Here is an 18,792-nt window from a genome sequence, read left to right on the forward strand (position 1 = left end):
GCTTGCCCCAGAACTTGGTGGCCCTGAGGTACTTCTCCTTCTCTGTGCGCACCCAGGCGGTCTGCAGTCCGGCCGTCAGGGCGGCCAGCGAGATCGTCAGGGGAACGAACAGGAAGTGGTAGACGGTCGTGATGCCGAACTGCCAGCGCGCCAGTGTCTCCGGCGCCAACGCCAGGTTCACGTCGTCACTCTCCTTACGTCACCGCGGTCACGGCGGCGGTTGATCCCGGTGTGACCTGCACAACAGGCAACAATCGGACTCGCTTGTGAACGCGTTCACATTCACAAGCAATTATGACCCACTGATTTTCGGACGGGGAAGGGGGTCCCCCCCAGAACCCGGGGGACCCCCTTCTCGCGCGCTCCCGCGTCGCCTTCGGCCGACCGAGGACCGACTCGTCTCCGACCGGATCAGGCCCGGCCCGGATCAGGCGCAACCTGATCAGTCCTGGCCGGATCGGACATGGCCGGATCAGATCTCCTTGCGGAACGCCTCCGCCGTCTTCAGGAAGATGTCGTTCGCCTCGGCCTCCCCGACGGTCACCCGGACGCCCTCACCCGGGAACGGCCGGACCACCACGCCGGCCCGCTCGCAGGCCTCCGCGAAGGGGACCGTCCGCTCCCCCAGCCGCAGCCACACGAAGTTGGCGTGCGTCTCGGGCACCGTCCAGCCCTGTGCGCGCAGCGTGTCGACCACCCGGATGCGCTCGCAGACCAGCGAGCCGACCCGGCCCAGCAGCTCGTCCTCGGCGCGCAGCGAGGCGATCGCCGCCTCCTGCGCGAGCTGGCTGACTCCGAACGGCACGGCCGTCTTGCGCAGCGCCGCCGCGACCGGCTCGTGGGCGATGGCGAAGCCGACGCGCAGCCCGGCGAGGCCGTACGCCTTCGAGAACGTGCGCAGCACGCAGACGTTCGGCCGGTCGCGGTAGAGCGTCACGCCGTCCGGCACCTCGGCGTCGCGGATGAACTCGCGGTAGGCCTCGTCCAGGACCACCAGTACGTCGGAGGGCACGCGGTCGAGGAACCGTTCCAGCTCGGCCCGCCGCACCACCGTGCCGGTCGGGTTGTTCGGGTTGCAGACGAAGATCAGACGCGTGCGTTCGGTGATCGCGTCCGCCATCGCGTCCAGGTCGTGCACGTCACCGGGCGTCAGCGGGACCTTCACGGAGGTCGCCCCGCTGATCTGTGTGATGATCGGGTACGCCTCGAAGGACCGCCAGGCGTACATGACCTCGTCGCCGGGGCCGCTGGTGGCCTGGATCAGCTGCTGGGCGACACCGACGGAACCGGTGCCCGTGGCCACGTGCGAGGCCGGCACGGCGAAACGCTCGGCCAGCTCGTTGGTCAGGCCCGTGCACGCCATGTCCGGGTAGCGGTTGAAGGCGGCGGCGGCCGTCGTCACCGTCTCCATGACCCCCGGCAGCGGCGGGTAGGGGTTCTCGTTCGAGGACAGCTTGTACGCCACCGGACCGCCGGCCGCGGCGGGCTTCCCCGGCTTGTAGGTGGGGATACCCTCCAGCTCAGCACGCAGCTTCGGGCTTGTCTCGCTCACCGCAGTCCTCCTCGTGACCACCACCGGCATCCAATACTGCACACCTTAAGAGGATTGGGCGCCGCTGCGTATGGGTCGGCGACCATCACCTCGCGCGAGGGCCGGCCGCGTCCGTCACACCGACATCGACGGCACGCCCGTACGAAGACGTACGAATTGGGGGGCGCGTCACACATATATCTACGCGCCGGTGGCTTGCGCCGTGGCGCGCATCCCCCGTGCAGGTGAGTTGAGACCTCTTCGAGACATCGAGGGCTCGACAGGTCCATGCGTGCCGCCGGGTCACGTCCTAACATGAAACTGGGTAACTGACATGGTTTCAAAGGCGCTTGGACCCAAATGGCCATGCAGAAACGTGCCTGCCAACGGGTGCATATGCGTCCGCACTACCCCACCGCAAGAGCCCTACTATCGGCTCGCCATGACAGCAGCAGGGAAGCACCAGGTGAGCCGCGCGGAAACCTCACGCCGAGGAAGCCGGCCGGGCCGGGCGGGCATCAGAGACGTGGCCGCCGCCGCCGGAGTCTCCATCACGACCGTCTCCGACGCCCTCAACGGCAAGGGACGGCTCCCCGACGCCACCCGGCGCCATGTCCGCGAGGTCGCCGACCGGCTGGGGTACCGCCCCTCGGCCGCGGCCCGCACGCTCCGTACCGGCAAGTCCGGCCTCATCGGCCTGACCGTGACCACGTACGGGGATGAACCTTTCACCTTCACCGAGTTCGCGTACTTCGCCGAGATGGCCCGCGCCGCCACCTCGGCCGCGCTCGCCCGCGGCTACGCCCTCGTCATCCTGCCCGCGACCTCGCGCCACGACGTGTGGTCGAACGTCGCCCTGGACGGCACGGTCGTCATCGACCCTTCCGACCAGGACCCCGTCGTCAGCGAACTGGTGCGGCAGGGCTTACCGGTGGTCAGCGACGGCCGCCCGGCCGGGGCGCTCCCGGTCACCGCCTGGGTCGACAACGACCACGAAGCCGCCGTCCTGGGCATCCTCGACCACCTCGCCGAGGCCGGCGCCCGCCGCATCGGCCTGCTCACCGGCACCACGACGGACACCTACACCCACCTGTCGACGACCGCCTACCTCCAGTGGTGCAAGCGCGTCGGCCAGGACCCGGTGTACGAGGCCTACCCCGCCCACGACCCGTGCGCGGGCGCCGTCGCCGCCGACCGGCTGCTGGCCCGCCCCGACCGGCCCGACGCCGTCTACGGGCTGTTCGACCCCAACGGCACCGACCTGCTCGCCGCCGCCCGCCGCTACGGCCTGCGCGTCCCCGACGACCTGCTGCTGGTGTGCTGCAGCGAGTCCACGGTGTACGCCAGCACCGAGCCGCCCATCACCACGCTCTCCCTGAAGCCGCGCCGGATCGGCACGGCGGTCGTCCAGCTCCTCATCGACGCCATCGAAGGGGTCGAGTCGGACCAGCCGGTCGAGCAGGTCATACCGACCGAGCTGATCGTGCGCACCTCGTCGCAGCGCCGCACCCAGCGCAGGACGGTCAGCCCGCCCCGCGCGTCGGAGGACCGCTAGGGCCTCTCGTTTGGATCATGCCGGGCTCGCGGGCCCTGGCACCGCTCCCTGATCCGGCCTGATCCAAACGAAAGACCCTGGGGCACGATGGCCGCCGTGCCGCGCAGGACACGAGTGACCCCGCGGGCGCCCGGGACTCGGGTGGCCGCGGGACCGCCGAAGACTGCCCAATCGGGGCGAAAGCCACGGTGAACCGGAGTCCAGTCCCGATTCACCACCCCTGGGTCATCACATGGCGCGATCCGCGTTCCTATGATGGGCCCACGACACCGCGGGCCGCTGCGACCAGGCAGTCCGAAGCGGTGCACAGGCGGCGCGATGGTGGAGGGGTCGATGACTCAGGGGGCCGGTCAGGGACCCGAGGTGGAGCGGACGGCTACGCTGCGCGACTTCCGGGTCCCCGCGTACGTGAACGAGGCCGGCCCGTACGCCCGCGGCACGCATCCCGCCGAGACGGCCCGGCCGGCCGACAAGGCCACCGCGGCGCCCAAGGAGGGCTACTCGGCCGCGTACACGCCCACCGAGCGCGACCTGCCGGTCATCAAGCGCGGTGACACGCTTCAGGCGGCGGTCGACCCGGCCTCCGCTCCGACCCGGCAGTCCGCCGCCGCCCCGGGCCCCCTCTACGTCGTCGGTGACGTGCACGGCTACCTCGACCAGCTCGTCGCCGCGCTCCAGGCCAAGGGACTCGTCGACTCCGCCGGCCAGTGGTGCGCGGGCACCGCGCGGCTGTGGTTCCTCGGCGACTTCACCGACCGCGGCCCGGACGGCATCGGCGTCATCGACCTCGTGATGCGGCTGTCCGCCGAGGCGGCCGCGGCCGGCGGCTACTGCAAGGCCCTCATGGGCAACCACGAGCTGCTGCTGCTCGGCGCCAAGCGGTTCGGCGACACCCCCGTCAACTCCGGCGCGGGCACCGCGACCTTCCAGGCGGCCTGGCTGCTCAACGGCGGCCAGAAGTCCGACATGGACCGCCTCCAGGACCACCACCTGCAGTGGATGGCGCGTCTCGACGCCGTCGAGGCGGTCGACGGCTACCTGCTCGTGCACTCGGACACCACCTCCTACCTCGAGTACGGCGCCTCGATCGAAGAGGTCAACGACACCGTCCGCGAGACGCTCACCCGCAACGACGTGAACGAAGTCTGGGAGCTGTTCCGCAAGTTCACCAAGCGCTTCTCCTTCCGCGACGAGGGCGGCTCCGACGCCGTACGCTCCCTGCTCGATACGTACGGCGGCACCCGCATCGTTCACGGCCACAGCCCCATTCCCTATCTGCTGGGCGAAGTCGGCACCGAGGAGGGCGAGGAGTCCGCGGGTCCGGTCGTGGAGGGACCGCACGTCTACGCCGACGGACTCGCCATCGCGATGGACGGTGGCGTGACCATGGCCGGGAAACTGCTGGTCGAGCAACTGCCCCTCGGCATCTGACCGTTCACCGGGCAGCCCGCCCCGCGGAGACGACCGCGCAGGTCGCCACCCAATTTGTGGAAACCCCCTGTCACCGCGCGCCGTCACGGCTCTACCATCGGCTTATCCGTAGCAGGCTCCCCTCCGTTTCTGCCCGACGGCTCGCCGCCATGCGAGCCCCAAGCCCTACGGAGCATCGGGGGATGCACATGAACAGCGTTCCGCAGCACCTGCTGAGCGAGGACCGCCAGGAATACGAGCGGATCCTCGATGAGGCGCTGCGCTCCGCCCCACACCACCCGGAACCGGCCGCTGCCGGGCAGCGGCTCAACTCGGAACAACTGCGCACCATGGCGCTGAGCGCCACCGCAGTCATAACGGCGGCCGCGGCGACCGAGTACCACCACTACGTCAAGCTCCGGGAGGAACTGCGGCGGCCGGCGCCGGCCGTCCCGTCCTCCCTCACCGGGGCCGGCTCGGCGGAGCCGGGCGGGCCGGTCCGACTGGCCGCCACCATGGGCGAGACCGCCGAGACCCACGGCGCGGGCGCGGGCGCCGTCGTCGCGGTGCTCGCCCCCGTCCTCGCCGGCACCGCAGCGGCCCTCTTCCTCCTCCTCGGTTACCTCCTGAGGATGCTGGACCCTGACCAGGCGTTCGCCCAGTCCATGATCACGGTGGGCTGGGTGTTCGGCGCCCTGACCGCGGCCGCGATCCTCGCCGCCGCGGCCGGGCTGCTGCTCACCGCGCTGCGCAACCGCCCCTCGCTCGACAGCGGCGCCTACGCCGAACTGGGCGAGGAGGTGGCCCAGGCGAGGGAGGCCTGGCAGGAGGCCCTGCTCGAACGGGGCATCCTGCCGTTCCTGCGCGAGGCGCTCGCCGACCCCCGCTCCCCCTCGCCGGGGTATGCGGGACCGGCGGCACCGACCGGCCGCATGCCGCAACTCGGTTACGACCGGCCAGGTTTCAGCAGCCCGGACGACGGAGCCCCGACCCGCCGCCCGCGCTTCTCCAGCCCCGACTTCAGCAGCCCGGACTTCGGAGGCCCGGAACACCAGCCGGAGTAACCGCCACCGGAGTCTCTCCCCGAGGCGACGCTCTCGTCCTCGCCCCCACCGGCGGCGGGGGCACGTCCCGAGAGCGACCGGAGCGGTGCCCTTGCCCACTCGCGGAGAGCACCGCCCCGCCTTGCGTCAGTCGGCGATCGGCAGGTACACCCGGTTCCCCGCCTCCGCGAACTCCTTCGACTTCTGCAGCATGCCCTCGGCGATCTCCTCCGCCGTGGCACCCTCGGCCGCCGCACCGCCGAACCGCTCTGTGATGCTTTGGCTGATCTTCATCGAGCAGAACTTCGGGCCGCACATCGAGCAGAAGTGGGCCGTCTTGGCGGGTTCCGCCGGGAGGGTCTCGTCATGGAACTCCCGCGCCGTGTCCGGGTCGAGGGCGAGATTGAACTGGTCCTCCCACCGGAACTCGAAGCGGGCGTCGGACAGCGCGTCGTCCCACTCCTGGGCGCCCGGGTGCCCCTTGGCGAGGTCGGCCGCATGGGCGGCGATCTTGTAGGTGATGACGCCGGTCTTGACGTCGTCGCGGTTGGGCAGGCCCAGGTGCTCCTTGGGCGTGACGTAGCAGAGCATCGCCGTGCCCCACCAGGCGATCATCGCCGCGCCGATGCCGGAGGTGATGTGGTCGTACGCCGGTGCGACGTCCGTCGTCAGCGGGCCGAGCGTATAGAACGGAGCCTCATCGCAGATCTCCTGCTGAAGGTCGATGTTCTCCTTGATCTTGTGCATCGGGACGTGTCCCGGGCCCTCGATCATGGTCTGTACGTTCAAACGCCTGGCGATCCGGCCGAGTTCCCCGAGCGTGCGCAGTTCCGCGAACTGGGCCTCGTCGTTGGCGTCCGCGATCGAGCCGGGTCGGAGCCCGTCGCCCAACGAGTAGGTGACGTCGTAGGCGGCGAGGATCTCGCAGAGCTCCTCGAAGTTCTCGTAGAGGAAGGACTCCTTGTGGTGCGCCAGGCACCAGGCGGCCATGATCGAGCCGCCGCGCGAGACGATGCCGGTCTTGCGGTTCGCGGTGAGCGGCACATGGGCGAGGCGCACCCCGGCGTGGACGGTCATGTAGTCCACGCCCTGCTCGGCCTGCTCGACGACGGTGTCCTTGTAGATCTCCCAGGTCAGTTCCTCGGCCCTGCCGTCCACCTTCTCCAGGGCCTGGTAGAGCGGGACCGTGCCGATGGGGACGGGGGAGTTGCGCAGCACCCACTCCCGGGTGGTGTGGATGTTGCGGCCGGTGGAGAGGTCCATGACCGTGTCGGCGCCCCAGCGGGTCGCCCACGTCATCTTCTCCACCTCCTCCTCGATGGAGGAGGTCACCGCGGAGTTGCCGATGTTGGCGTTGACCTTCACCAGGAACCGCTTGCCGATGATCATCGGCTCGATCTCCGGGTGGTTGACGTTGGCCGGCAGCACCGCACGGCCTGCCGCGATCTCCTCGCGGACGGTCTCGGGAGCGACGTTCTCCCGGATGGCCACGAACTCCATCTCCGGAGTGATCTCCCCGCGCCGCGCGTACCCGAGCTGTGTCACGGCTCGGCCGTCACGGCCGCGGCGGGGCTGGCGCGGCCGTCCGGGGAACACCGCGTCGAGGTTGCGCAGACCGCCGCGCGGCGAGGTGTGCTTGATTCCGTCGTCCTCGGGGCGGACCGGACGGCCCGCGTAATCCTCGGTGTCGCCGCGGGCCACGATCCAGTTCTCCCGCAACGGCGGCAGGCCCCTGCGGACATCGGTGCCGACGAGCGGATCGGTGTACGGGCCGGAGGTGTCGTACAGCGTGACCGACTGCCCGTTGGTGAGGTGCACCTGACGGACCGGCACCCGCAGATCGGGCCGTGAGCCCTCCACGTAGCCCTTGTGCCAGCCGATGGACTTCCCGGCCTCCTCGCCGGAAGCGGCGGAAGCGATCTGCTCCGCGCCGCCGGGGATCTGCTTGGAGGCAGGCGTGCGTACGTCCTTGTTGGTCATGAGACCTACTCCCTACGCCGGCATTACCCGGTAACAGGTTCGGCGGTCGACGCAGCGGTGTCCGTCTGTCGGCGTCTCGTGTGAAACATCGCACGTTCCACGTGAAACATCGCGAAGACGGAGGTCAGCGCCCTCTCAGCCCGGTGCTCCGAGCTCCCGCGTGTGCAAAGGTGCCACCACGCTAGCGTCCATTGTGGCGCGGTGAACAGTGGGCCTGTCCCGTTCTTGCGATGATCGGGCGGTGACCACGACAGAGCAGTTCCCCCATCCGCCGCCCGAACCCCGGCGCGAACAGGACTTCCGGCACGGCCAGGAAGCCACGGGTACGAGCCATGGGCACGGCGCCGGTACCGGCCACGGGCACGGCCCCGCGACCGGCGGCGGACACGGCCCGGGGAGCGGCGGCGGACACGGGCACAGTCACAGCCACGGGCCCGCCGCACCCGTGTCGAAGCACCTCCGCAAGGTGATCGCCGCGATCCTGATTCCGTTCGCCGCCCTGGTGGTGGCCGGACTCGCCGTCCTGTGGCCGGGCGGGGCCCCGTCGCACGAGCGCACCGGCGTCGGCTTCGACCGGCAGGCCCAGCAGGCCACCGTCGTCGAGGTGCTCGAAGTCAGCTGCGGGTCGGTGAACGCCTCCGGGGACACACCGACCGGTGACACCTCCACCGCCGAGGGCTCCTCCGCACAGCAGCAGCAGTCCGGCGCCTGCAAGAAGGCCACGATCCGGGTGGATACCGGCAACGACAAGGGCCGTACCTTCACCGAGATCGTGCAGCCCGACCAGTCCCGGCAGCTGCACCAGGGCGAGAAGGTCGTGGTCGCCTACGAGCCCTCGGCACCCAAGGACCTGCAGTACTCGGTCACCGACGTCGACCGGCGCTTCCCGATGGCGCTGCTGGCCGGTGTCTTCGCACTCGCCGTCGTGGTCGTCGGGCGGATGCGGGGCGTCATGGCGCTGGTCGCGCTGGCCATCAGCTTCCTGGTGCTGAACCTCTTCATCCTGCCCGCGGTCCTTCAGGGATCGAACCCACTGGTCGTGGCGGTGGTGGGGGCCAGCGCCATCATGCTGATCGCGCTGTACATGTGCCATGGCCTGTCCGCCCGTACCTCGGTCGCGGTACTCGGCACGCTGATCTCGCTGATGCTGATCGGCTTTCTGGGCTCCCTGTTCATCGGCTGGGCCGCGCTGACCGGCAACACCGACGACAGCACCGGACTGATCCACGGCCTGTATCCGTCGATAGACATGAGCGGCCTGCTGCTCGCCGGTGTCATCATCGGCTCGCTCGGCGTCCTGGACGATGTGACGGTGACCCAGACCTCGGCGGTCTGGGAGCTGCACGAGGCCAACCCCGCGATGGGCCGGCGCGAGCTGTACCGCGCGGGCATCCGCATCGGACGCGATCACATCGCCTCCGTCGTCAACACCCTCGTCCTCGCGTACGCGGGTGCGGCGCTCCCCCTGCTGCTGCTGTTCTCCATCGCGCAGAGCGGTGTGACGACCGTCGCCACCAGTGAACTCGTCGCGGAGGAGATCGTGCGCACGCTGGTGGGCTCGATCGGCCTGGTCGCCTCGGTGCCGGTCACCACTGCGCTGGCGGCGCTCGTGGTCTCGGCCGACCGTCCGGGACTGATAGAGGCCGCGGCACCGGCCGCCCTGCCCGCTCCGGCGCGCGGCGCACGGGGCAGGCGCCGCAGGCGCTGACGTGGGGCCCGGGGGCCGTCTGCCTCCCGGGCGACCGGTGAAGCGTTCCTGCACGCCCTGGCGCCGTGGCGAAGCGTTACGGCAGCGCTCGTGTCCCCCTGCCGCGAGGTCTCAGCCCGCGCTCTGTTCCTCCGCCAGGATGCGGTCCAGTGCTTCGTCGAGGTGGGCGTCGAAGTCGGCCAGCGCGCCCTCCTGCCCCAGGGGCACCAGCTTGTCCGTACGGTCCAGGAACGCCACCAGGGGCGCCGTCGAGGAGCGGAACAGCGCCCGGTCGCCACCGACCTGAAGCCGGATCAGGACCTCGCTCAGCGAGTCGCGGCCGGCCGGTGAGATGCGCACATCGCCGTCCCCGCACGGGGTCCCCACCCCGTCGATCAGCAGTTCCCGCCCGAACACCCAGGTCACCGGGGCGTCCCCGGGCAGATGAAAGGTCAGCCGTACGGCATAGGGATCACTGGTCTCGTACCGCAACTCCACCGGGATGCGGAAGGAGAGCTCCTCGGACACGAGAAAGCTCATCATGACCTCTGCCTGTACGGACTCGCGCATCGCTACCCCGGTGTTTGCCGTCGACTGGCCGGGAATCCTTCCCGTGACTGGTGCATCTTGCTGAACGTACACACCAGATCACAAGGAGTGAGTTTTCAGATACTGATAGAGAGCGCCAGAGAGCCCAGACGCCGTCCGACCTCGCGTTGCAACTGGCGCGCGGCGGGCAGGAGCCGGTCCGCCTGGTGGGCCGGCAGGGAGAGGGCCATCGCGGCCGCCGTGGTGCCCACCGTGATGGGGATCGCCGCGCAGACCGTCCCCAGCGCGTACTCCTGCCGCTCGGTCACCGGTTCCATCGGCCGGATGCGCTCGAGACGCCGCAGCACCGAGTGGCCGTCACGGACCGTGTACGGGGTGAGGGACTGCACGGGGTAGCGGTCCAGATGGTCGCGGCGGGCCCTGTCGTCCAGTTGGGACAGCAGGCACTGGCCGACCGCGTGCGCGTGCCCGGTCTCGCGGAAGCCGGCCCATTCCTCGACCGCCGGGGCGGCCGCGGTGGCGGAGACGCACATGAGCTCGATCTCGCCCTCGCGGTACATCGCGTAGTACACCGGAGCACCGATGGAGTCCCGCCACTGGGCGAGCGCCTCGACGATCGTGCTGCGACGTTTCTGCGCCGCTCCGCTGCTGCTCAGTCGTTCAGCGGCCTCGCCGAGGAAGAACAGGCCCCGGTCGCGGCGCAGATAGCCCTCGTGGACGAGGGTGCGCAGCAGGTGGTAGGCGGTGGGCAGGGCCAGGCCCGTCTCACGGGCGAGCTGTTTCGCGGGCGCTCCGTGCTCGTGCCGCGCGACGGCCTCCAGCAGGCGCATCGCGCGCTGCACGGACCCGATGAGGGTCGGGGGCTGCTGGGGCCGTGGCTGCTCCGGGACCGTGGCCCCGGGCCGTTCCACGGGGGCCGACGAACGCGGTTGTGCCGGGAGGGCCGTCGAGCGGGACGGCCCCCGGGGTGCGGGCGGCGCGTGCCGTTCTGCGGGTGCGGTGTCAGCCGTGGCCAAGGGGTCACTCCCGTAGCGCGAGGGGGCAGCCGTGCGGGAACACGATGGGGGGGTGTGCGCGCCCGCGGGGGACGGCCCCCGCGTCGATCTCCGGACCCTATCCGCCTGTCACCGCACACGGACGGCTTGTCCGCGAAACTTCCCTCCCGCGAGGGAACCGGCGATTCCCGTTACCGGCCACCGGTTGCCCCTGACACTCACCAGTCGCTGCGCGAGGACGAACCCGTCAGGAACCTCCGCACGATGTAGATCAGCCCGCCGACCAGCGCCACGAAGATCAGCACCTTGAACAGCAGCCACACCACGAAGCCGATCACGCTCGCTATCACGCCACCGAAGACGACCAGAGCGATGACGGGCACCGCGATCCACTTCACCCACCACGGCAGACCCGCGAAGATCTCTCGCATTGCCCTCGTCCTCATCTCTCCGCCGGCTCGGGGCCGGGTCCTGTCGGCGGCTCGCACTCCCCGGTGCGGACCCTGCCGGTGTTCTGCGTTCGATGCTAGAGCCGGGAGGGCGCCCGCGGGGCCCTCGCACCCCTTGTCCTGCCCTGACCGGTCCCCTAGGGAACCCCGAGACGCCGCCTCAGGCTTCCGGGGGAGAGAACACCACCAGGACCCGCAGATCCTCGCTGATGTGGTGGAACTTGTGGGCGACTCCGGCCGGTACGTACACCACGCTGCCGCGGGCCACCTCGGTCGTCTCCAGACCGACCGTGATGGAGGCGCGGCCGCTGACGACGAAGTACACCTCGTCCTGGTTGTGCGGCTTCTGCGGGTCCTGCCCGCCCGCGTCGAGCGCGTACAGACCGACCGACATGTTCCGCTCGCGCAGGAATTGAAGGTAGGCGCCCTCGTTCGCGGCTCGTTCCGTCTCCAGTTCGTCCAGCCGGAATGCCTTCATCGTCCTCGCCCGTACTCGTAGTCGATCTGGTCTGCCACGATCAGACACATGAAGAATTTCGTAGTCAAGACGATCGCCAACGCGGGCGCCCTGGCGGTCGCCGTGTGGGTGCTCGACAAGATCACCCTGACCGGGGACAACACCGCCAAGAAGGCCGGCACGCTGATCGTCGTCGCCCTGATCTTCGGGCTGGTGAACTTCCTGGTCAAGCCGGTGGTGAAGGTACTGACCTTCCCGTTGTTCATCCTCACACTGGGCCTGATCACCCTCGTGGTCAACGCGCTGATGCTGCTGTTGACGTCGTGGGTGTGCGGCAAGCTCCATCTGAGCTTCCACGTCGACGGCTTCTGGACGGCCGTCCTGGGCGGTCTGATCGTCTCGGTCGTCTCCTGGGCGCTGAACCTGGTCCTGCCGGACGAGGACTGACCCGAGGGGCCGAGGAAGCACCCCCGAGCAGGAAGTGGGCGGCGGGCCGCGCTCGGCCCACCGCAGAACGAACAGCAGGCGAAGGAAGGCAGGCGGCATGAACGACTCCGCTGCGGACGACCGGAACGGCACGCGGGAGCAGCCCCGTTTCCCCACCGGCGCGGGTGACGGAACACGTGCGGTGCGGGCCGGGCTGCCCGAGCCGGTCAAACACGAACCGACGCTTCCGGGGCCGGTGTTCGCCGCCCACTTCCATCTGCCGGGCGACCCCACGGGCCCCTACACCTACGGCCGCGACGAGAACCCGACCTGGACGCTGCTGGAGCGCGCCATCGGCGAACTGGAGGCACCCGGGCAGGACGGCGTCGAGACGCTGGTGTTCGCCTCCGGCATGGCCGCCATCTCGTCGGTGCTCTTCTCCCAGCTGCGCACAGGGGACACGGTGGTGCTGCCCAGCGACGGCTACCAGGCGCTGCCCCTGGTGCGCGAGCAGCTTCAGGAGTACGGGATCGAGGTGCGCACGGCACCGACCGGCGGGGACGCCCAGCTCGACGCGCTGGACGGGGCACGACTGCTGTGGATCGAGTCCCCGTCGAACCCGGGGCTGGACGTGTGCGACATCCGGCGGCTGGTCGAGGCGGCACACGCGCGTGGCGCCCTGGTCGCCGTCGACAACACGCTGGCGACCCCGCTCGGGCAGCGGCCGCTGGCACTGGGCGCGGACTTCTCCGTGGCCAGCGGCACCAAGCAGCTCACCGGGCACGGCGACATCCTGCTGGGATACGTCGCCGGCCGCGGCGGCGAGGCCATGGCGGCCGTACGCCGCTGGCGCAAGATCGTCGGCGCGATCCCGGGGCCGATGGAGGCCTGGCTCGCCCACCGTTCGATCGCCACCCTGCAACTCCGCGTCGACCGTCAGAACACCTCCGCCCTCGCTCTCGCCGAGGCGCTGCGCGGACGGCCGGAGGTGACCGGGCTGCGCTACCCGGGGCTGCCCGACGACCCCTCGCACAGGACCGCCGCACGGCAGATGCGGCGCTACGGGTGCGTGGTGTCCTTCACGCTGCCCACGCGTGCGCGTGCCGAGCGTTTCCTCGACGCGCTGCGGCTCGTGGACCCCGCGACGAGCTTCGGCGGGGTGCGCTCCACCGCCGAGCGACGCGGACGCTGGGGCGGCGACGCGGTGCCGGAGGGCTTCATCCGGATGTCCGTCGGCGCCGAGGACCCCGAGGACCTGGTGGCGGATGTACTGCGGGCGCTGGAGGAGTCGGCGGAGCCGGCCGGCTGACGCTTCGCGGGCACCGCCCGCCGCCGCCCGCTTCCATCCACGCAGGGCGGACGGTCCGAGCCTCCCCCCTCGTGGCTCGGACCGTCCTCGGTTCCGCGCGCAAGAACCGCGCGACCAAGGCTAGTTGACTCTCCGTCAGTGTCCAATCACGGTAGCGACAGAGACCTATCGACATATTTATAGTTGGGCGGGGCCGGGGGCCGCGCGAAAGGGCACCAAGAGGGGTGGGCGTGCATGGATCTGGCATTGCTGCGCACGTTCGTGACCGTGCACCGCGCGGGCTCCTTCACCCGCGCCGCGGCGCTCCTCGGTCTCTCCCAGCCGGCCGTCACCTCACAGATCCGCACGCTGGAACGGCAGTTGGGACGTCCCCTGTTCCTGCGCAGGGCCCGTGGTGTGACGCCCACGACCATCGGCGACGAGCTCGCGCACAAGGCCGCGCCACACCTGGACGCGCTCGTGGAGATCACCGAGTCCGACCTCGACGAAGAGTCCTCCCTGCGCACGCTGCACCTGGCCGGGCCGCCGGAGTTCGTCGCGGAACGAGCCCTGCCCGCACTGACCGGACTGACCGGCGACGACGGACAGGGCTTCGCGCTGCGTACCTCCTTCGGGACCGCCGAGGAGATCCTGGACGGACTGTCCGCCGGACATCACGATCTGGCCATCAGCACGGCCCGGCCCCGAGGCGGACTGCTCACGGCGGCTCCGCTGTGCGACGAGGAACACGTCCTGGTCGCCGCTCCGCGCTGGGCCGAGCGGATCACTCCCGCGACACCACGTCGCACGGTCGCGCCCGCACTGGAGACTGTCCCCGTGATCGAGGTTCACGAGTCGCTCCCCTTCACCTCCCGCTACTGGGGCTCGGTCTTCAACGCCCGGCCCGCGGCGTCCGGCACGGTGATCGTTCCCGATCTGCGCGCGGTCCTCGCCTGCGTGGTCGCGGGCGCGGGGCTCGCGGTGCTGCCCCGGTATCTGTGCGCCGCAGCCCTGAGGCGGGGCGAGATCGTGCCCCTGCACGAGCCGGCGGTACCGCCGCTGCGCACCTACTTCCTCGCGGTCCGCGCCGGAACGCTGGCGATGCCGCACATCGCGCGGGCCCACGAGTGGCTGCTGCGGGCGGCCACCACGTGGTACTGAGCGAACTGGTACTGAGTGAAGAAGAGCGCGGCTACTGGATGAGGGAGAAGAGCGCGGCGTGAGACCGAAGCGGCGTGCGATGTTTCACGTGGAACCAGCCGGGCCACATTTCTCCCATGACCGTCCGACCCGTGGTCAAGCGCACCGCCCGCGCCGTTCTCCTCGACGGTGACGACCTGATCCTGATCAAGCGCACCAAGCCTGGTGTCGATCCCTACTGGGTCACTCCCGGCGGCGGGGTCGAGCCCGGTGACGCGACTGTCGTCGACGCCCTGCACCGCGAGGTGCACGAGGAACTCGGCGCCAAGATCATCGATGTCGTGCCCTGCTTCGTGGACACCGTGGAGCACATCGGCGAGGACGGTGGCGCGACCGGTGTGAAGGTGCAGCACTTCTTCGTCTGCCGGCTGGAGTCCATGAACCTTTCCCAGCGGCATGGCCCGGAGGTGGACCAGCCCGCCGGGGAGTACGAGATCGTGCGTGTGCCGTTCACACGGGTCGGCATCGCCTCCGTCCACCTCGTCCCACTGTCCCTGCGCCACTACCTGGACGGGAACATCGAGGGCGTGCGGGCCATGCACGCTCCCGACCTGGGCTGAGGGCACCGGTCGGTCCGGCATGGCCAAAAGCACGTACGTGTGGTCCCAAACGGGTGGACGCCGAGGGGGTCCTTCGGACAGCCTGACCTGCGTGTCGACTCCTTCCTCCGCGCGTTTCCCCATCCGCCGCCTGACGCTTCGTGATCTCACCGCCTGCGCCGACTTGTCCGAGAACCGGGGATGGCTGCGGGAGGAGCACAAGTGGAGCTTCCTTCTGACGGCCGGTACGGGCTACGGCATCGACGACCCGGACGGAGGACTCGTCGCCACGTGCGTCGTGAGCGAGTACGGACCGCAGGGCCGTCCGGATCTCGGCGCCATCGGCATGGTCCTGGTCGCGGAACGACATGCCCGCCAGGGAATCGGACGGCGGCTGATGCGCCATGTCGTCTCGACGATGGGCAGCACCCCCCTGACTCTCCATGCGACACCGTTCGGCCGTCCGCTCTACGAGGAGCTGGGCTTCAAGGTCACGGGCAGGGCGGAGATGGTGGTCGGGCACTTCACGCCGGACGGGCCGGATGAGCCACGATCCCGTATCGCCACACGCGCGGCCACCGCGGCGGACCTCGCGGGCATCCTCCGGCTCGACGAGGAGGTGTTCGGCGTCGACCGGACCCCGGCCGTCACGCGACTGCCCGCGTTCGCCGACCAGTTGCGCGTCGCCGAGGAGCGCGGCCGGATCATCGGGTACGCGGCGGCCTGGCCCAACATGGACACCCATGTGGTGGGCCCCCTGATCGCCCGGGACACGGAGACGGCCAAGGCTCTGATCGCCTCCCTCGCCGCCGGAACCGACCGCCGGCTGCGCACCGACATCGACGTGCGTCACAAGGAGCTGCTGGCCTGGGTTACGGAACGCGGGCTGGCCCCGGTGTTCGGCAACGACGTCATGATGTACGGCGTCGCGGAGCCGCCCGGGGACTGGACCCGCCGCTTCGCTCCGCTCACCGTCGCGGCGGGCTGAGGGACGAGGCCACTCGATTGTTGCATGCGCGCCATATCTTTGAAGGCGGTCTATTGCTGCGCTGCTCTATCCTGGACGCAGCCGCTCCGGGACGGAGGAGACGCCCATGACAGCGACGGACCCCGCGCTCACTGCCCTGGCCCAGGGCTGGTCGGCGCTCGCCCTGTTGCACGGCGGGATCGAGACGCGCATCGAGCGCGCCCTTCAGGCCGGGCACGATCTGAGCGTGCGCGAATACTCCCTGCTCGACGTGCTCAGCCGGCAGCACGACGGTGAGGGCGGCCATCTGCAGATGAAGCAGGTCGCGGACGCGGTCGTCCTCAGCCAGAGCGCCACCACCCGACTGGTCACCCGGCTCGAGGACCGCGGTCTCCTGGAGCGCTACCTGTGCCCCACCGACCGTCGCGGCATCTACACCAACGTCACCGAAGCCGGCCTCAAGCTCCTGGCGGAGGCCCGGCCGACCAACGACGGGGCTTTGCGCGAGGCACTCGACGAAGCCGCGAAGAACCCGGAGCTGGCACCACTGGTCCGGGCCGTCGAGTCCTTGCACGCCACCGCCCCGGCCTAGTCCCGGCGCGAGCCGGATCGCCGCATAGGGTGCGGGCCATGGAAGATCTCGCCATACGAGCCGCAGTCGCCGCCGACGTCCCCGCCATCGTAGCCATGCTCGCGGACGACCCGCTGGGGGCGCGGCGCGAGTCCCCAGACGACCTCGCGCCCTACCTGGCCGCGCTGGAGCGGCTCAGCGCCGATCCCCACCAGCACCTGGTGGTCGCCGAGCGCGAGGACCGCGTCGTCGGCACACTCCAGCTCACGATCATTCCGGGCCTGTCCCGGCGCGGCTCCACCCGGTCGATCATCGAAGCCGTCCGCATCCACGCGGACGAGCGCGGCAGCGGGCTGGGCACGCGACTCATCGAGTGGGCCATCGACACCTCACGGCGTGAGGGCTGCCAGTTGGTCCAGCTCACGTCGGACAGGACGCGCACCGACGCCCACCGCTTCTACGAGCGCCTGGGCTTCGAAGCCTCGCACGTGGGTTTCAAGCTCCATCTGTGAGCCCGTGAAGACAAACACGCCGAAGGGCGGGCGTTTCACGTGAAACGCCCGCCCCTCGGATCGTGGAGGACTTCCGGGCTTATCCGATGCCTCGCCATCCCTCCGGGTCGACGCCGCCGGGCACGGAAGCCTCTACGTCGTACGGCTGACGCGTGAACACGAACGACCCGAGGTCCAGATGGTCCACGGACCCGTCCGGCCGCCGCACCACCCGCAGCACCTCGCCGGCGTAGTAGCCCTCCAGCCCCGTCCAGGTGCCGTCACCGTTCGCCCGGAACCGTGAACGACGGCCGTTACCGGACAGCGGCTCCAGCGAGGCGAGCCCGTCGGCCGTCAGCCGCAGGCCGAACCCGTACGTCCCCCAGTACCACTGTCCCGCCAGTTCCAGCACCGACGGCTCGGCCTTCCGCAGCGGCCGCCAGGGCTCCGGGATCCGCGGCTCGGCGTCGGCGACGATCCCCACGAGGTCGGCCGCCACCGCGGCAAGCGCCGGCCCGGACGTGCAGTTCGCCAGCACCACCGCGGCCACGTCGTCCTCCACGCCGATGGTGAGCGAGGCCAGAAAGCCCGGGAGCGACCCGCCGTGTCCGACCAGAAGCCGCTCGCCCCACCGCCGCACCTCGAGCCCCAGGCCGTACGCGTACCCGGACGCCACATCCGCCGCCTCGGGCGGAGCCGCCGGAGTCCTCATCTCCCGAAGCGACTCGGCGCTCAGCACCCGGTCGTCTCCCTGGACCAAAAAGACGGCGAAGCGCGCCAGATCCCCCGTCGTGGACCACAGTTGCCCGGCCGAAGCCATGCGCCCGAGGTCCTCGGCGGGTTCGGGCAGCATCACGTCGGCCCAGGGGTGCACCGCCCAGCCCCCCGCGTGCGGCGCCTCGGGACGGGCACCCGTGCGGTGCAGGCCCAGGGGTTCGAGCACTTCCCGCCGAAGGACGTCCTCCCAGGGAGCGCCCCGCAGTTCCTCGACGAGCGCGCCCAGCAGGGTGTAACCGGGATTCGAGTAGTGGAACCGCCGGCCGGCCGGATGGCGCAGCGGCTCCTCGCCCAGCACATCGGCCAGCTCGGGCCGCAGGACCCCCGGCGACCTCTCCCACCAGGGCGCCGGCGACTCGGCGGCCAACCCGCTCGTGTGCGCCAGCAGTTCGGCTACGGTCGCCTCCCCCACGCCGGTGCCCGGCAGATGCTTCTCCAGCGGATCCCCGAGGTCGAGCAGGCCCTCGTCGCGCAGCCGCAGAACAAGCACGGCGGTGAAGGTCTTGGTGATCGAGCCGATGCGGTACTGCGTGTTCTGATCCGGTGCGTGTCCGTCCACCGACGTCCGCGCACCGTGCCAGACCGTCCGCCCCTCCCGGACGACCGCTGCGACGAGCGACGGCGCCCGCCCCTCGGCCTGGGCCACGGCGATCCGGTGCAGCAAAGCCCGGCGAGTACCGGGAAGCAGGTCATCCTGAAATGTCGTCATGCCCACAGTCCACCCGGAGAGTCGGGCACACGTCGAGCACATTTTTCCGCACGGCCGCGAAGAGCCACGCTCGACCGGACCGCGGCCGTGTAGGGTCTCGCCGCTCATGACATGTCGATCTTGCGCAACCTGGGCATTCTTGGCTGTCTCAGGCGAACCCAGATCGCG

At 70.3% G+C, this 18,792-nt stretch carries 19 protein-coding genes; 11 read left to right on the forward strand and 8 right to left on the reverse strand.

The genetic code is table 11. The annotated features are described in order from the left end of the window. Positions 1 to 181: cytochrome ubiquinol oxidase subunit I (locus CG719_RS36625; RefSeq protein ID WP_234375708.1), on the reverse strand; the 181-nt coding region annotated here is incomplete at its 3' end. A gap of 291 nt (positions 182 to 472) precedes the next feature. Continuing rightward, the gene (gene hisC, locus CG719_RS22570; protein ID WP_100570485.1) at positions 473 to 1,552 is read right to left on the reverse strand and encodes a histidinol-phosphate transaminase; all 1,080 of its coding nucleotides are present in this window, start codon (positions 1,550 to 1,552) and stop codon (positions 473 to 475) included. Between the two features lie 421 nt (positions 1,553 to 1,973). Here hisC and CG719_RS22575 point away from each other — a divergent pair, with 421 nt between their 5' ends. The 3 genes from CG719_RS22575 to CG719_RS22585 all read left to right on the forward strand — a co-directional run bounded on the left by CG719_RS22575 (position 1,974) and on the right by CG719_RS22585 (position 5,560). Beyond that, positions 1,974 to 3,086, forward strand: a complete 1,113-nt coding sequence (locus CG719_RS22575; protein ID WP_100570486.1) for a LacI family DNA-binding transcriptional regulator — start codon at positions 1,974 to 1,976, stop codon at positions 3,084 to 3,086. A gap of 333 nt (positions 3,087 to 3,419) precedes the next feature. After that, positions 3,420 to 4,517 (forward strand): metallophosphoesterase, encoded by a 1,098-nt coding sequence (locus CG719_RS22580; RefSeq protein ID WP_199836736.1) that lies wholly within the window; start codon positions 3,420 to 3,422, stop codon positions 4,515 to 4,517. Between the two features lie 182 nt (positions 4,518 to 4,699). Further along, complete coding sequence (locus tag CG719_RS22585) at positions 4,700 to 5,560, forward strand: hypothetical protein (protein WP_100570488.1); 861 nt, start codon at positions 4,700 to 4,702, stop codon at positions 5,558 to 5,560. Between the two features lie 126 nt (positions 5,561 to 5,686). Here CG719_RS22585 and thiC read toward each other — a convergent pair whose 3' ends face one another. Then, positions 5,687 to 7,519, reverse strand: coding sequence for a phosphomethylpyrimidine synthase ThiC (thiC, locus tag CG719_RS22590; protein WP_100570489.1), 1,833 nt, complete (start codon positions 7,517 to 7,519; stop codon positions 5,687 to 5,689). 241 nt (positions 7,520 to 7,760) lie between these two features. Between thiC and CG719_RS22595 the strand changes: the two genes are divergently transcribed. After that, positions 7,761 to 9,227, forward strand: a complete 1,467-nt coding sequence (locus CG719_RS22595) for a YibE/F family protein (RefSeq protein ID WP_100570490.1) — start codon at positions 7,761 to 7,763, stop codon at positions 9,225 to 9,227. A gap of 111 nt (positions 9,228 to 9,338) precedes the next feature. Here the strand turns inward: CG719_RS22595 and CG719_RS22600 are convergent, their stop codons facing one another. The 4 genes from CG719_RS22600 to CG719_RS22615 form a co-directional block, all read right to left on the reverse strand. Further along, a complete protein-coding gene (locus tag CG719_RS22600) occupies positions 9,339 to 9,776 on the reverse strand; it encodes an SsgA family sporulation/cell division regulator (protein ID WP_100570491.1) in 438 nt (145 codons plus the stop codon). A 95-nt stretch (positions 9,777 to 9,871) separates the two neighbouring features. Beyond that, entirely contained in the window at positions 9,872 to 10,771 is a 900-nt protein-coding gene (locus CG719_RS22605) for an IclR family transcriptional regulator (RefSeq protein ID WP_442802742.1), read from the reverse strand. A gap of 197 nt (positions 10,772 to 10,968) precedes the next feature. Beyond that, the gene (locus tag CG719_RS22610; RefSeq protein ID WP_100570492.1) at positions 10,969 to 11,181 is read right to left on the reverse strand and encodes a DUF5326 family protein; all 213 of its coding nucleotides are present in this window, start codon (positions 11,179 to 11,181) and stop codon (positions 10,969 to 10,971) included. 178 nt (positions 11,182 to 11,359) lie between these two features. Continuing rightward, positions 11,360 to 11,677: a cupin domain-containing protein gene (locus CG719_RS22615; RefSeq protein ID WP_100570493.1), complete on the reverse strand. Its 318-nt coding sequence runs from the start codon at positions 11,675 to 11,677 to the stop codon at positions 11,360 to 11,362. A 48-nt stretch (positions 11,678 to 11,725) separates the two neighbouring features. On the opposite strand from CG719_RS22615, the gene CG719_RS22620 reads away from it, so the two are divergent. From CG719_RS22620 to CG719_RS22650, 7 genes are all read left to right on the forward strand, one after another. Next, a complete protein-coding gene (locus tag CG719_RS22620; protein ID WP_100570494.1) occupies positions 11,726 to 12,103 on the forward strand; it encodes a phage holin family protein in 378 nt (125 codons plus the stop codon). A 97-nt stretch (positions 12,104 to 12,200) separates the two neighbouring features. Next, complete coding sequence (locus tag CG719_RS22625; protein WP_100570495.1) at positions 12,201 to 13,391, forward strand: cystathionine gamma-lyase; 1,191 nt, start codon at positions 12,201 to 12,203, stop codon at positions 13,389 to 13,391. 234 nt (positions 13,392 to 13,625) lie between these two features. Further along, positions 13,626 to 14,531: a LysR family transcriptional regulator gene (locus CG719_RS22630; RefSeq protein ID WP_100570496.1), complete on the forward strand. Its 906-nt coding sequence runs from the start codon at positions 13,626 to 13,628 to the stop codon at positions 14,529 to 14,531. A 116-nt stretch (positions 14,532 to 14,647) separates the two neighbouring features. After that, positions 14,648 to 15,130: an NUDIX domain-containing protein gene (locus tag CG719_RS22635; RefSeq protein WP_100570497.1), complete on the forward strand. Its 483-nt coding sequence runs from the start codon at positions 14,648 to 14,650 to the stop codon at positions 15,128 to 15,130. 91 nt (positions 15,131 to 15,221) lie between these two features. Beyond that, the gene (locus CG719_RS22640; protein WP_234375709.1) at positions 15,222 to 16,097 is read left to right on the forward strand and encodes a GNAT family N-acetyltransferase; all 876 of its coding nucleotides are present in this window, start codon (positions 15,222 to 15,224) and stop codon (positions 16,095 to 16,097) included. A 106-nt stretch (positions 16,098 to 16,203) separates the two neighbouring features. Beyond that, on the forward strand, positions 16,204 to 16,668 hold the full coding sequence (locus CG719_RS22645; RefSeq protein ID WP_100570499.1) for a MarR family winged helix-turn-helix transcriptional regulator: 465 nt from the start codon (positions 16,204 to 16,206) through the stop codon (positions 16,666 to 16,668). A 38-nt stretch (positions 16,669 to 16,706) separates the two neighbouring features. Beyond that, positions 16,707 to 17,159 (forward strand): GNAT family N-acetyltransferase, encoded by a 453-nt coding sequence (locus tag CG719_RS22650; RefSeq protein WP_100570500.1) that lies wholly within the window; start codon positions 16,707 to 16,709, stop codon positions 17,157 to 17,159. A gap of 79 nt (positions 17,160 to 17,238) precedes the next feature. On the opposite strand, the gene CG719_RS22655 is transcribed toward CG719_RS22650, so the two are convergent. Beyond that, the gene (locus CG719_RS22655; protein WP_100570501.1) at positions 17,239 to 18,624 is read right to left on the reverse strand and encodes a serine hydrolase domain-containing protein; all 1,386 of its coding nucleotides are present in this window, start codon (positions 18,622 to 18,624) and stop codon (positions 17,239 to 17,241) included. Positions 18,625 to 18,792: the final 168 nt, after the last annotated feature.

Origin of the sequence: Streptomyces sp. CB01373, assembly GCF_002803075.1 — a bacterium.
In the GTDB taxonomy this organism is placed as follows: domain Bacteria; phylum Actinomycetota; class Actinomycetes; order Streptomycetales; family Streptomycetaceae; genus Streptomyces.

Coding starts and splice junctions, on each gene's coding strand:
- CG719_RS22620 (WP_100570494.1), top strand. CDS start 11,726: ATGAAGAATTTCGTAGTCAAGACGATCGCCAACGCGGGCGCCCTGGCG.
- CG719_RS22635 (WP_100570497.1), top strand. CDS start 14,648: ATGACCGTCCGACCCGTGGTCAAGCGCACCGCCCGCGCCGTTCTCCTC.
- CG719_RS22655 (WP_100570501.1), bottom strand. CDS start 18,624: ATGACGACATTTCAGGATGACCTGCTTCCCGGTACTCGCCGGGCTTTG.
- CG719_RS22585 (WP_100570488.1), top strand. CDS start 4,700: ATGCACATGAACAGCGTTCCGCAGCACCTGCTGAGCGAGGACCGCCAG.
- CG719_RS22650 (WP_100570500.1), top strand. CDS start 16,707: ATGGAAGATCTCGCCATACGAGCCGCAGTCGCCGCCGACGTCCCCGCC.
- CG719_RS22630 (WP_100570496.1), top strand. CDS start 13,626: ATGGATCTGGCATTGCTGCGCACGTTCGTGACCGTGCACCGCGCGGGC.
- CG719_RS22580 (WP_199836736.1), top strand. CDS start 3,420: ATGACTCAGGGGGCCGGTCAGGGACCCGAGGTGGAGCGGACGGCTACG.
- CG719_RS22610 (WP_100570492.1), bottom strand. CDS start 11,181: ATGCGAGAGATCTTCGCGGGTCTGCCGTGGTGGGTGAAGTGGATCGCG.
- CG719_RS22575 (WP_100570486.1), top strand. CDS start 1,974: ATGACAGCAGCAGGGAAGCACCAGGTGAGCCGCGCGGAAACCTCACGC.
- CG719_RS22600 (WP_100570491.1), bottom strand. CDS start 9,776: ATGCGCGAGTCCGTACAGGCAGAGGTCATGATGAGCTTTCTCGTGTCC.
- CG719_RS22615 (WP_100570493.1), bottom strand. CDS start 11,677: ATGAAGGCATTCCGGCTGGACGAACTGGAGACGGAACGAGCCGCGAAC.
- thiC (WP_100570489.1), bottom strand. CDS start 7,519: ATGACCAACAAGGACGTACGCACGCCTGCCTCCAAGCAGATCCCCGGC.
- CG719_RS22625 (WP_100570495.1), top strand. CDS start 12,201: ATGAACGACTCCGCTGCGGACGACCGGAACGGCACGCGGGAGCAGCCC.
- CG719_RS22645 (WP_100570499.1), top strand. CDS start 16,204: ATGACAGCGACGGACCCCGCGCTCACTGCCCTGGCCCAGGGCTGGTCG.